Below are 12,412 nucleotides of genomic sequence, written 5' to 3'. Positions count from 1 at the left end.
TCGGAGGAAAAGAAGACGTCCCGGTGGCGGGGTCTGGTAAGCAGCTTTACACTCAGACCATTAACGCTAGCTGGGGTTCGCCATGTCGACATTAGATGAAGAAGAGCGCCGCGAATACTACCGTATCGACGACATGATCGCACTTCAAATCAAAAGCCTGTCCGCCCCCGAAGCGGCGAGCAAGGAAGTGTTGCAGGATGAATCGCCGCTGTTCAATCTGCTCAGCGAACTGCACCTCAGCGAATTCGAAGCCCAGCACCTGCTGCGCCAGATCAGCGAGAAGGATCGCAGCCTCGCCGCCTTCCTCAAAGTCCAGAACAAACGCCTGGACCTGCTCAGCCAGGTCATGGCGCAAAGCCTGCGCACGGCGGTTGGCGAGCCGCAGCCGGTGATTATTTCCGAAGGCGGCATCGACTTCCAACACCCCACCCCGCTCGCCCCCGGCGCGCACCTGGCGGTCAAGCTGGTGCTGATGCCCCAGGCGCTCGGCCTGCTGCTGCGCGCACGGGTCACCCATTGCGATCCCAAAGGCGCTGGTTTTGACGTGGGCACGGAGTTCGAATCCATGACCGACGCCCAACGCCAGCTGCTTGCCCGCTACATCCTGCAGAAACAAGCCCAGGAACGCCGCCTGGCGCGGGAACAAAGCGACGCCCAAGACACCTGAACAAGCATTCACCCCGCCAGACGAGCTGGCGCATAGGAGCAACTGTGACCCTGATTTACGGCCACCGCGGTGCCAAAGGCGAAGCACCGGAAAACACCCTGACCAGCTTTCAGGAATGCCTCAAGCACGGCGTACGCCGCTGCGAACTGGACCTGCACCTGTCCATGGACGGCGAGTTGATGGTCATCCACGACCCGACCCTCAAGCGCACCACCGACCGGCGCGGCAAAGTCGTCGAGTACTCGGCGGCGGACCTTACGAAGATGGACGCACGCAAAGGCGGTCCGGGCTGGGTCAAGCCCTGCCCGATCCCACGTCTGGAAGAGTTGTTCGAGCAGTGCGACTTCGATCACTGGCAACTGGAAGTCAAAAGCGCCTCGCGCACCCGCGCTGCGACTACCGTGCTGGCGATTCGCGAGATGGCTGTACGCCATGGCCTGATGGACAAGGTCACGGTCACGTCAAGTTCGCGGGAAGTGCTGAAAGCGGCGGTGGAACTCACCCCCGACCTGTCACGCGGGCTGGTGGCCGAATACGCCTGGCTCGACCCGCTGAAGGTCGCGCAAAACTACGGCTGTGAGATTCTGGCGTTGAACTGGACGCTGTGCACCCCCGAGCGTCTGGAAAAAGCCCAGCGCCAGGGCCTGCACGTGTCCGTGTGGACAGTCAACGAACCTGCGCTGATGCGCAGGCTCGCCGACTTCGGCGTAGATAGCCTGATTACAGACTTTCCCGGTTTGGCCACTGCCACCCTCGAGAATTACTGAAATCGGTCTCCCCGGCCGGCTCAGGCCACCGGCCGGAGCCGCTCAAAAAAGCCGGTTGAGGCCGTCGTAGGCGGCTACCCGATAGGCTTCGGCCATGGTCGGGTAGTTGAACGTGGTGTTCACAAAATACTTGAGGGTATTTTGCTCGCCCGGCTGGTTCATGATGGCCTGGCCGATGTGCACGATCTCCGAGGCCTGGTAGCCGAAGCAATGCACGCCGAGGACTTCCAGGGTTTCGCGGTGGAACAGGATCTTCAACATGCCCTGCGGCTCGCCGGCGATCTGCGCACGCGCCATGCTCTTGAAGAACGCCTTGCCCACTTCGTAAGGCACCTTAGCCTTGGTCAGTTCGTGCTCGTTCTTGCCGATCGAGCTGATCTCGGGAATCGTGTAGATCCCGGTCGGCACGTCGTTCACATAACGCCAGCTGCCGTTGTCGACGATGCTGCCAGCGGCCGAACGGCCTTGGTCATGCGCCGCACTGGCCAGGCTCGGCCAGCCGATCACGTCGCCGGCGCCGTAGATGTTCGGCACGCAGGTGCGGTAGTTCTCGTCCACCTCGATCTGGCCACGGCCGTTGACCTTGACCCCGATGTTTTCCATGCCCAGCTTGTCGGTGTTGCCGGTCCGGCCGTTACACCACAGCAAGGCATCGGCCTTGATCTTCTTGCCGGACTTGAGGTGCAGGATCACCCCATTGTCCAGGCCTTCGACCCGCTCATACTCTTCGTTATGGCGCACTGTGATGTTGTTGTTGCTGAAGTGGTAGCTCAACGCCTGGGAGATTTCCGAGTCGAGGAAGCTCAGCAACTGGTCGCGGTTGTCCACCAGCTCCACCAGTACACCCAGGCCGCTGAAGATCGAGGCGTATTCACAGCCGATCACGCCGGCGCCGTAGATAATCAGTTTGCGCGGGGTATGGCCCAGGCTGAGGATGGTGTCGCTATCGTAGATACGCGGGTGGTGGAAATCGATATCGGCCGGGCGATACGGGCGCGAGCCGGTGGCGATGATGATGTGCTTGGCCACCAGCTTCTCGACCACGCCGTTGGAGCAGACCACTTCGACGGTTTGCTCGTCGGCAAAGCTGCCGGTGCCGAAGAACAGGTCGACACGGTTACGGGCGTAGTAACCGGTGCGCGAGGCCACTTGCTTGGAGATGACTTTCTCGGCGCTTTTCAGCACGTCCGGAAACGAGAACCAGCGCGGCTCACCAATGGCCCGGAACATCGGGTTGGTGTTGAACTGCATGATCTGGCGCACCGAGTGACGCAAGGCCTTGGACGGGATGGTACCCAGGTGGGTGCAGTTACCGCCGACCTGGCGACGGCTATCGACCATCGCCACCTTGCGCCCTGCCTTCGCGGCGTTCATCGCCGCACCTTCTCCAGCCGGGCCGGAACCCAGTACCACCACGTCGTAGTTGTAGACAGCCATGCGTACTCCTCAGAACAGGCCAGGCGTACGGTTGGACGCCAGGCTAAATCATGCCGCGGCCAGCGGTCATGAAGGACATTTTGGCTCAAGTGTGTGAACCGGGGCACAGTCTATATAAGGCTCAACGCCGCGCACATTAACCCTTGGTCGCGTCGTAGGCCAGTTTTGCCGTCACTACAGGGTAAGGAAATTGCAATTACACTGCCAGCAAGCACCTTTGCAGGACGGGCCATTATGCGGCATGTCGCTTTCTGTTTATTGATGATGTTGTCGGTCATGGTCCAAGCCAACGAGGCCGACCGGCTCAGGCAAGCCGGTTTTCCTGCGCAATCCCATGGGCTGGCGCTGAAAAACCAGGTGGTGCTGACCTATCTGTGGGCCGACGTCTACGCGGCAGCGCTGTATGCCCCGCCCGGGATGCGCGCCAAGCTCGCCTGGGAGCAGCAAAAGGCGCTGCGCCTTGAGCTGTATTACTTTCGCGATATCGATCGTGGCGATGTGGTCAAGGCCGCCAACACCACATTGAAGCGCCAGCAAGTCAGCGCCCGGTTGAAGCCAGAGGTGGACAGGCTGCATGCGCGCTTTCGCGACATCCAAAAAGGTGACCGGTATGCGCTGGATTTTCGCCCTGGGCGTGGGTTGAATCTGGAGATCAATGGGGAGGTGGTGTTCAGTAGCCCCAATGACGAACTGGCGCGGGTTTACCTGGGGATCTGGTTGGCGCCCAAGGGGTTGTCGGAGGGGTTGTTGGACTGAAGGTCATGTGTTGGCTGGGCTGACGCCATCGCGGGCAAGCCCGCTCCCACAGTTGAATGTATTCACAAATAGAAATCTGTGAACCCAGTCCAATGTGGGAGCTGGCTTGCCTGCGATGAGGCCCTTGCAGCCCCCGCAAAACCCCCAGGCATAAAAAAGCCCCGAACCATCCGGGGCTTTTTCATTCAGCGCAAAGGCTTAGCGCGGAAACGCAGGCGGGTTGACCCCAGCCATGTCTTCCATCACGCGAACCACCTGGCAGCTGTAGCCGAACTCGTTGTCGTACCACACGTACAGCACAACACGGTTGTCCTGGGTAATGGTCGCCTCGGCGTCCACCACACCGGCGTGGCGCGAGCCGACGAAGTCGGTGGAAACCACTTCCTGCGAGTTGACGAAGTCGATTTGCTTATGCAGATCGGAGTGCAGCGCCATGTAGCGCAGGTACTCGTTCATCTCTTCACGGGTAGCGGCTTTCTCAAGGTTCAGGTTGAGAATGGCCATCGACACGTTTGGCGTCGGCACACGGATCGCGTTACCGGTCAGCTTGCCGGCCAGCTCAGGCAGGGCCTTGGCAGCAGCGGTGGCAGCACCGGTCTCGGTGATTACCATGTTCAACGCGGCGCTACGGCCACGGCGATCGCCCTTGTGGAAGTTGTCGATCAGGTTCTGGTCGTTGGTGTACGAGTGAACCGTCTCAACGTGACCGTTGACGATACCGAACTTGTCATTCACAGCCTTCAGCACCGGCACGATGGCGTTGGTGGTGCAGGAAGCGGCGGACACGATCTTGTCGTCAGCGGTGATTTCACCGTGGTTGATGCCGTGCACGATGTTCTTCAGCTTGCCCTTGCCCGGTGCGGTCAGGACAACGCGGTCGATACCCGGGCAGGCCAGGTGTTGGCCCAGGCCTTCGGCATCACGCCATACACCGGTGTTGTCCACCAGCAGCGCATCTTTGATGCCGTACTGGGTGTAGTCCACTTCAGCCGGGTTCTTCGCGTAGATCACCTGGATCAGGTTACCGTTGGCGGTGATGGTGTTGTTTTCTTCGTCGATGACGATGGTGCCGTTGAACGGACCGTGTACCGAATCGCGACGCAGCAGGCTGGCGCGCTTGGTCAGGTCGTTGTCGGCGCCTTTGCGCACAACGATGGCACGCAGGCGCAGGCCGTCGCCGCCACCGGTTTTTTCGATGAGGATGCGCGCCAGCAGACGGCCGATACGACCGAAGCCGTACAACACAACGTCAGTGCCTTTGCGACCGGCAGCGTTTTGCTGGCCAACCACATCGGCCATCTCTTCACGCACGAACTGCTCGGCGCTGCGGCCGGCGCCTTCTTTGCGGAATTTATAGGCCAACTTGCCCAGGTCTACCGAAGCCGCGCCGAGCTTAAGCTCGCTCATGGCTTTCAGCAGTGGGAATGTTTCGTGGACGGAGAGTTCGCTGTCGTCGGCAGAACGGTGACGCGCAAAGCGGTGGGCTTTGAGAATCGCGATGACAGACTGGTTGATCAGGCTGCGGCCATAGATCGAGCTCACCACATTGTTATTGCGGTACAGCTGGCCGATAAGCGGAATCATCGCTTCTGCGAGTGCTTCACGGTCGATCCATTCACCAAGACACTGGTCGGGCTTCTGAGTCACGGGAACCTTCCACATGTAGGGGCAGAAAAAAGGGGCTACATTATGCCGCCCGACCGGCCTCGGAGCAATGCGCCCCAGGCAACAAAAAGTGCTTGCGAAAAAAAGGCACCGCGCTGGAGCCCAGTAAATACGCGGGTTCCAGAAGGCCACTAGCTGAGCCAAGCGGCCGACTTGTCCGTAACCCTCCGAAAACCTCGCCGGTTTTTGCACTACATAATGAGTCAAAACCCGCCTTTGTTTGTCTTAGCCACTACATTTCCTACAAACCGTAATAGGCTCAGTCAGCAACTGACAGACGGCGCCTCGCACCGTTACAATTACCGACTTTGTCGCAACGCTTGGAGCTCAACCTTCCGTGCCCGTCCTGCGTCTACCGCTTCTCCCTGCTGCGGCAGGCAAACAGCACTGGGGCAACCTGCCCGGTGCCGCCCTGAGCCTGGCCATTGCCGAGGCTGCCAGCGCAGCCAAGCGCTTTACCCTGCTGCTAACCGCCGACAGCCAGAGCGCCGAACGGTTGGAGCAGGAGCTGAGCTTCTTCGCCCCCGATTTGCCGGTGCTGCATTTCCCCGACTGGGAAACCCTGCCCTACGACCTGTTCTCGCCGCACCAGGACATCATCTCCCAGCGCATCGCCAGCCTCTACCGCCTGCCGGAACTGGCCCACGGCGTGCTGGTGGTGCCGATCACCACAGCCCTGCATCGCCTGGCGCCGACCAAATTCCTGCTGGGCAGCAGCCTGGTGCTGGATATCGGCCAGAAGCTGGATGTCGAGCAGATGCGCACACGCCTGGAAGCCAGCGGCTACCGCTGTGTGGACACGGTGTACGAGCACGGTGAGTTCGCGGTGCGCGGTGCGCTGATCGACCTGTTCCCGATGGGCAGCAAACTGCCCTATCGCATCGACCTGTTCGATGACGAAATCGAGACCCTGCGCACCTTCGACCCCGAGAACCAGCGCTCCATCGACAAGGTGGATTCGGTCAAGCTTCTGCCCGCACGGGAATTCCCGCTGCAAAAAGACGCGGTCACCCGCTTCAAGGCGCGCTTCCGTGAACGCTTTGACGTGGACTTCCGTCGTTGCCCGATCTTCCAGGACTTGAGCAGCGGGATTACACCCGCCGGTATCGAGTACTACCTGCCGCTGTTCTTCGACGAAACCTCCACGCTGTTCGATTACCTGCCCCAGGACACCCAAGTGTTCTCGCTGCCGGGCATCGAGCAAGCGGCGGAAAACTTCTGGAACGACGTGCGCAACCGCTACGAAGAACGCCGCGTCGATCCGTCCCGGCCTTTATTGCCGCCCGCCGAGCTGTTCCTGCCGGTGGAAGACTGCTTCGCCCGCCTGAAAAGCTGGCCGCGCGTGGTCGCCAGCCAGCAGGACGTGGACGCCGGCAGTGGCCGCGAACGCTTTCCCGCCGGGACGCTGCCGGACTTGGCCATCCAGGCCAAGGCCACGCAACCGCTGGAAGCGCTGTCCAACTTCCTCGGCGACTTCCCCGGCCGCGTGCTGTTTACCGCCGAATCCGCCGGCCGTCGCGAAGTGCTGCTGGAGCTGCTGGAACGCCTGAAGCTGCGGCCAAAAACCGTCGACAGCTGGCCGGACTTCGTCAAAGGCAAAGACCGCCTGGCGATCACCATCGCGCCGCTGGACGAAGGCTTGCTGCTGGATGACCCGGCGCTGGCACTGATCGCCGAGAGCCCGCTGTTTGGCCAACGCGTGATGCAGCGCCGCCGCCGGGAAAAACGCGCCGACGCCAACAACGACGCAGTCATCAAGAACCTCACCGAACTGCGCGAAGGCGCGCCGGTGGTGCATATCGACCATGGCGTCGGCCGTTACCTCGGCCTGCAAACCCTGGAGATCGACAACCAGGCCGCCGAATTCCTCACCATGGAATACGCCGAGGGCGCCAAGCTCTACGTGCCGGTGGCCAGCCTGCACCTGATCGCCCGCTACACCGGCAGCGACGATGCCCTCGCGCCGTTGCACCGCTTGGGCTCCGAGACCTGGCAGAAAGCCAAGCGCAAGGCCGCCGAGCAAGTGCGCGACGTCGCCGCCGAACTGCTCGACATCTATGCACGCCGGGCAGCGCGTGAAGGCTATGCCTTCGCCGACCCGAAAGCCGACTACGCCACCTTTAGCGCCGGCTTCCCCTTCGAAGAAACCCCGGACCAGCAAACCACCATCGAAGCGGTGCGCGCCGACATGCTCGCGCCCAAGCCGATGGACCGCCTGGTGTGTGGCGACGTGGGTTTCGGCAAGACCGAAGTGGCCATGCGCGCCGCCTTCATCGCCGTACACGGCGGCCGCCAGGTAGCGATCCTGGTGCCCACCACCCTGCTCGCCCAGCAGCACTACAACAGCTTCCGCGACCGCTTTGCCGACTGGCCGGTGACCGTGGAAGTGATGAGCCGCTTCAAGTCGGCCAAGGAAGTGAATGCGGCCATCGCCGACTTGGCCGAAGGCAAGATCGACATCGTGATCGGCACTCACAAGCTGCTGTCGGACGATGTGAAGATCAAGAACCTGGGCCTGGTGATAATCGACGAAGAACACCGTTTCGGCGTGCGCCAGAAAGAACAGCTCAAGGCCCTGCGCAGTGAAGTCGATATCCTCACCCTCACCGCCACACCGATTCCGCGCACGCTGAACATGGCGGTGTCGGGCATGCGCGACCTGTCGATCATCGCCACGCCGCCGGCGCGTCGCTTGTCGGTGCGCACCTTCGTGATGGAGCAGAACAAAAGCACGGTCAAGGAAGCACTGCTGCGTGAACTGCTGCGCGGCGGGCAGGTGTATTACCTGCACAACGATGTGAAAACCATCGAGAAATGCGCCGCCGACCTCGCCGAGCTGGTGCCGGAAGCACGTATCGCCATCGGCCACGGGCAGATGCGCGAGCGCGAACTCGAACAGGTGATGAGCGACTTCTACCACAAGCGCTTCAACGTGCTGATCGCCTCGACCATCATCGAGACCGGCATCGACGTGCCGAGCGCCAACACCATCATCATCGAGCGCGCCGACAAGTTCGGCCTGGCGCAGCTGCACCAGCTGCGCGGCCGCGTCGGGCGTAGCCACCACCAGGCGTATGCCTATTTGCTCACGCCGCCGCGCCAACAGATCACGTCCGACGCCGAGAAGCGCCTGGAAGCCATCGCCAACACCCAGGACCTGGGCGCCGGTTTTGTGCTGGCCACCAACGACCTGGAAATCCGTGGCGCCGGCGAACTGCTGGGCGACGGCCAGAGCGGGCAGATCCAAGCGGTAGGCTTCACCCTTTATATGGAGATGCTTGAGCGGGCGGTGAAAGCGATCCGCAAGGGCGAACAGCCGAACCTCGATCAGCCGTTGGGCGGCGGCCCGGAAATCAACCTGCGCTTGCCGGCGTTGATCCCCGAAGACTACCTGCCCGACGTGCACGCGCGGCTGATCCTGTACAAGCGCATTGCTTCGGCCACCGATGAAGAAGGCCTCAAGGACCTGCAAGTCGAGATGATCGACCGCTTCGGCCTGCTGCCGGAACCGACCAAGAACCTGGTGCGCCTGACCCTGCTGAAATTGCAGGCCGAGCAGCTGGGCATCAAGAAAGTCGATGCCGGGCCGCAAGGCGGGCGCATCGAGTTTGAAGCGCAGACGCCGGTGGACCCGCTGGTGCTGATAAAGCTGATCCAGGGCCAGCCCAACCGCTACAAGTTCGAAGGGGCTACGCTGTTCAAGTTCATGGTGCCAATGGAACGCGCCGAAGAACGCTTTAATACCCTGGAGGCGCTGTTTGAGCGCCTCATCCCGAAATCTGTTTGAAGGACGCCATCATGCGCCTGTTCCGCATCCTGAGCCTGTTGTTGGTGGTCGTGGCCCCGTCGGCGTTCGCCGACAGCCCGTACCAGGTGGAAATGATCCTGGTGCGCCAGAATGCGGAGCCGGTCATCAACAGCCGCGCCGCCCCGGAAAACTGGGATGCCGGGGCTGTGCGCCTGGGTTCCGACAAACTGAGCCCGCCACGCCTGAACAATATCGTCGACAAGCTCCGCGCCGATAACAGCTACACCGTGCTCGCGCACAAGGCCTGGGAGCAAAACCTCGGCGAGCAACCGGTGAAAATCGCCATCACCGACGGCCAGGAACAGTTCGGCCAATTCCCTATCGAGGGTGTTCTCAACCTGCAACTGGGCCGTTTCACCGACATCGACGCGAACTTCTGGATCAACACGTTCGACAGCAACGGCAGCGTGATCGCCAGCGAGCACCTGAGCCAGACCGACGTGCGCACCAAGAACAACCAGCTCAACTACCTGGACGGCGGCCACCTGGCGTTGCTGGTCAAGATCACCTCGCTGACCGCCAAGCCGCCCAGTGCACCACCGCCCGACGTTCAGGACTGATGACGCGCCATGTCCCTGACGTCGCAGTTGACCAAACCCCTGGCCCCGTCGTGGGCCAATCGCTTTAAAGAGCAGAGCCTGGAGCGCGGGCGCCGTTATGCCCTGGAGAACCGCGTGCGCATCGTCGAGTGCGGCGACAGCACCATCGTCGCCAGTTGCGAAGGCTCGGGCGGCAACGTCTACCGGCAGACCATCGCGCTGCGCGAATCGGCCAAGGGCACGCTGATCCTCGTCGACAGCCGCTGCACCTGCCCGGTGCATAGCAACTGCAAACACATCGCCGCCGTGCTGCTCAAGGTCCAGGAAACCCTGGCCTACCCCGCCGCCGCCCAGGATGCCGAGCTGCTGGAAAAACTCCAGGCCGTGCTGGACAACCGCGTGGTGCTGCCGCAAGTGGTCATGGAGGACGTACCACCGGTGCCGCGCCTGTGGCTGGCCAGTGTCGAATTCAGTGCGTTTGAACCGCGCAACGGCAAGATGCAGCGTTACATCCAGCACCGTGCGGCGCTGTCGTTCAACTACCTGGGCAACTATGTCAGCGGGCAGAAGAACGCCGACATCATCGTCCGCCAGGACACCCAGAGCCTGCGGATCAAGCGCCATCCCGAGCTGGAACAGCCCTATCGCGAACAACTGCGCCTGCTCGGTTTCAAGATCGCCACGCGCCAGAGCAAAGCCTTGCCGGAGAGCGCCGGCGAACTGTTCGAGATGGTCAATGACAGCGCCTGGCTGAACTTCACCCTGAACGTATCGCCCACCTTGCGCGCCGAAGGCTGGGAGTTGCTGATCGATGATGATTTCGGCTTCGACCTGAGCGCCGTTGACGATTGGTACGCCACCGTCGACGAGGGCCCCGAACGCGATTGGTTCGACCTGGAACTGGGGATCATCGTCAACGGCGAGCGCCTGAGCCTGCTGCCGATCCTGTTGAACCTGATGCGTTCCCACACCGAAATCCTCAACCCGGAAAAACTCGCACGCCGTCGTGATGACGAGCTGATTCTGGTGAATATCCCCGGCCTGCCCAACGGCCATGGCCCGCTGCAAGTGGCGTTGCCCTACGGCCGCTTGAAGCCGGTGCTGGCAACCCTCGGCGAGTTTTACCTACAGGAAGCCGGCACCACCACCTTGCGCCTGGCCAAGGCCGACGCCATTCGCCTGAACCCGCTGGAAGATTTGCCCCTGCAATGGGAGGGCGGCGAAAAAATCCGCAACTTCGCCCAGCGCCTGCGCGACATCAAGGACTTCACCTGCGTGGCGCCCGAGGGGCTGAACGCGACCTTGCGCCCGTATCAACTGGAAGGCTTGAGCTGGATGCAGTCGCTGCGCCAGTTGGATGTGGGCGGCATTCTTGCGGACGACATGGGCCTGGGCAAAACCCTGCAAACCCTGGCGCACATTCTCACCGAGAAAAACGCCGGGCGCCTGGACCGCCCGTGCATGGTGGTGATGCCCACCAGCCTGATCCCCAACTGGCTCGATGAAGCGGCGCACTTCACCCCGCAACTCAAGGTCGTGGCCCTCTACGGCGCCGGGCGTAAGAAACACTTCAAGAACTTGCAGGACTATGACCTGCTGCTGACCACCTATGCCCTGCTCCCCAAGGACATCGAACTGCTCGCCGCCCAACCGCTGCATGTGCTGATACTCGACGAAGCCCAGTACATCAAGAACCCCAACAGCAAGGCGGCCCAGGCCGCGCGCGAACTGAATGCGCGGCAGCGCCTGTGCCTGAGCGGCACGCCGCTGGAAAACCACCTGGGTGAACTGTGGTCGCTGTTCCACTTCCTGCTGCCAGGCTGGCTGGGCGACGTGAAGAGCTTCAACCGCGATTACCGCGTGCCCATCGAAAAGCGTGCCAGTGAGGTGCGATTGCAGCACCTCAACGGCAGGATCAAACCCTTCCTGCTGCGCCGCACCAAAGAACAGGTGGCCACGGAGTTGCCGCCCAAGACCGAGATCATCCACTGGGTCGATCTCAACGAAGCCCAGCGCGACGTATACGAAACCATGCGCCTGGCCATGGACAAGAAGGTGCGCGACGAAATCACCCGCAAGGGCGTGGCGCGCAGCCAGATCATCATTCTTGAAGCGCTGCTCAAGCTGCGCCAGGTGTGCTGCGACCTCCGCCTGGTCAACGACGCCGCCCTGCCCGCCCGTGGCAGCAGCTCGGGCAAGCTCGACAGCCTGATGGAAATGCTCGAAGAACTGTTTGCCGAAGGGCGGCGAATCCTGTTGTTTTCGCAGTTCACCTCGATGCTCAGCCTGATCGAAGCCGAACTGAAAAAACGCGGCGTCTCCTACGCCCTGTTGACCGGCCAGACCCGCGATCGGCGCACGCCGGTGAAGGACTTCCAGAGCGGCAAGCTGCAGATTTTTCTCATCAGCCTGAAGGCCGGCGGCGTGGGCCTGAACCTGACGGAAGCGGACACGGTGATCCACTACGATCCTTGGTGGAACCCGGCCACGGAAAACCAGGCCACCGACCGCGCGTACCGCATCGGTCAGGAGAAGCCGGTGTTCGTCTACAAGATGATTGCGCGGGGCACGGTGGAGGAGAAAATCCAGCATCTGCAGAAGGAAAAATCCGACTTGGCGGCGGGCGTGCTGGATGGGCGTACGACGGGGGATTGGCAGTTGGGTAACGAGGATATCGAGGCGTTGTTTGCGCCGTTGCCCAATAAGCAAGAGAAGCGCTGATTTCGAGACCGCTTTCGCGAGCAAGCCCGCTCCCACATTCGACCGAGTTCCA

The 12,412-nt window shown here is 61.8% G+C and carries 8 protein-coding genes; 6 read left to right on the top strand and 2 right to left on the bottom strand.

Features of this window, described 5'->3' with window-relative positions; genetic code table 11:
* Window positions 1-82 precede the first annotated feature (82 nt).
* Together NUV89_RS05190 and NUV89_RS05185 are read left to right on the top strand one after the other, a co-directional pair.
* On the top strand, window positions 83-667 hold the full coding sequence (locus tag NUV89_RS05190; protein WP_017737348.1) for a PilZ domain-containing protein: 585 nt from the start codon (window positions 83-85) through the stop codon (window positions 665-667).
* A gap of 44 nt (window positions 668-711) precedes the next feature.
* Complete coding sequence (locus NUV89_RS05185; protein WP_257780542.1) at window positions 712-1,434, top strand: glycerophosphodiester phosphodiesterase; 723 nt, start codon at window positions 712-714, stop codon at window positions 1,432-1,434.
* Window positions 1,435-1,476: 42 nt separating this feature from the next.
* Here NUV89_RS05185 and sthA read toward each other — a convergent pair whose 3' ends face one another.
* Window positions 1,477-2,871 carry a Si-specific NAD(P)(+) transhydrogenase gene (gene sthA, locus NUV89_RS05180; RefSeq protein WP_257780541.1) on the bottom strand — a complete coding sequence of 465 codons (1,395 nt, stop codon included), beginning with the start codon at window positions 2,869-2,871 and terminating at the stop codon, window positions 1,477-1,479.
* Window positions 2,872-3,105: 234 nt separating this feature from the next.
* On the opposite strand from sthA, the gene NUV89_RS05175 reads away from it, so the two are divergent.
* Window positions 3,106-3,627: a chalcone isomerase family protein gene (locus tag NUV89_RS05175; protein ID WP_257780540.1), complete on the top strand. Its 522-nt coding sequence runs from the start codon at window positions 3,106-3,108 to the stop codon at window positions 3,625-3,627.
* A gap of 198 nt (window positions 3,628-3,825) precedes the next feature.
* Here NUV89_RS05175 and NUV89_RS05170 read toward each other — a convergent pair whose 3' ends face one another.
* Window positions 3,826-5,289 (bottom strand): glyceraldehyde-3-phosphate dehydrogenase, encoded by a 1,464-nt coding sequence (locus NUV89_RS05170; protein WP_257780539.1) that lies wholly within the window; start codon window positions 5,287-5,289, stop codon window positions 3,826-3,828.
* A 340-nt stretch (window positions 5,290-5,629) separates the two neighbouring features.
* Between NUV89_RS05170 and mfd the strand changes: the two genes are divergently transcribed.
* Genes mfd through NUV89_RS05155 form a run of 3 tightly spaced genes read left to right on the top strand, consistent with a single transcriptional unit; the run spans window position 5,630 to window position 12,360 of the window.
* The gene (gene mfd / locus NUV89_RS05165) at window positions 5,630-9,079 is read left to right on the top strand and encodes a transcription-repair coupling factor (protein WP_257780538.1); all 3,450 of its coding nucleotides are present in this window, start codon (window positions 5,630-5,632) and stop codon (window positions 9,077-9,079) included.
* Window positions 9,080-9,090: 11 nt separating this feature from the next.
* The gene (locus NUV89_RS05160) at window positions 9,091-9,660 is read left to right on the top strand and encodes a peptidoglycan binding protein CsiV (RefSeq protein ID WP_257780537.1); all 570 of its coding nucleotides are present in this window, start codon (window positions 9,091-9,093) and stop codon (window positions 9,658-9,660) included.
* Between the two features lie 9 nt (window positions 9,661-9,669).
* A complete protein-coding gene (locus tag NUV89_RS05155; RefSeq protein ID WP_257780536.1) occupies window positions 9,670-12,360 on the top strand; it encodes a DEAD/DEAH box helicase in 2,691 nt (896 codons plus the stop codon).
* Window positions 12,361-12,412 lie beyond the last annotated feature (52 nt).

The sequence above is a fragment of the Pseudomonas sp. 18.1.10 genome, assembly GCF_024655625.1.
Lineage (GTDB): Bacteria > Pseudomonadota > Gammaproteobacteria > Pseudomonadales > Pseudomonadaceae > Aquipseudomonas.
This window is presented reverse-complemented; position numbering and strand designations above follow the sequence as displayed.

What these genes read in the sequence shown, in the direction of transcription:
- NUV89_RS05190 (WP_017737348.1), top strand. Translation starts at nt 83, where the DNA reads ATGTCGACATTAGATGAAGAAGAGCGCCGCGAATACTACCGTATCGAC.
- sthA (WP_257780541.1), bottom strand. Translation starts at nt 2,871, where the DNA reads ATGGCTGTCTACAACTACGACGTGGTGGTACTGGGTTCCGGCCCGGCT.
- NUV89_RS05175 (WP_257780540.1), top strand. Translation starts at nt 3,106, where the DNA reads ATGCGGCATGTCGCTTTCTGTTTATTGATGATGTTGTCGGTCATGGTC.
- NUV89_RS05170 (WP_257780539.1), bottom strand. Translation starts at nt 5,289, where the DNA reads ATGTGGAAGGTTCCCGTGACTCAGAAGCCCGACCAGTGTCTTGGTGAA.
- NUV89_RS05160 (WP_257780537.1), top strand. Translation starts at nt 9,091, where the DNA reads ATGCGCCTGTTCCGCATCCTGAGCCTGTTGTTGGTGGTCGTGGCCCCG.
- NUV89_RS05155 (WP_257780536.1), top strand. Translation starts at nt 9,670, where the DNA reads ATGTCCCTGACGTCGCAGTTGACCAAACCCCTGGCCCCGTCGTGGGCC.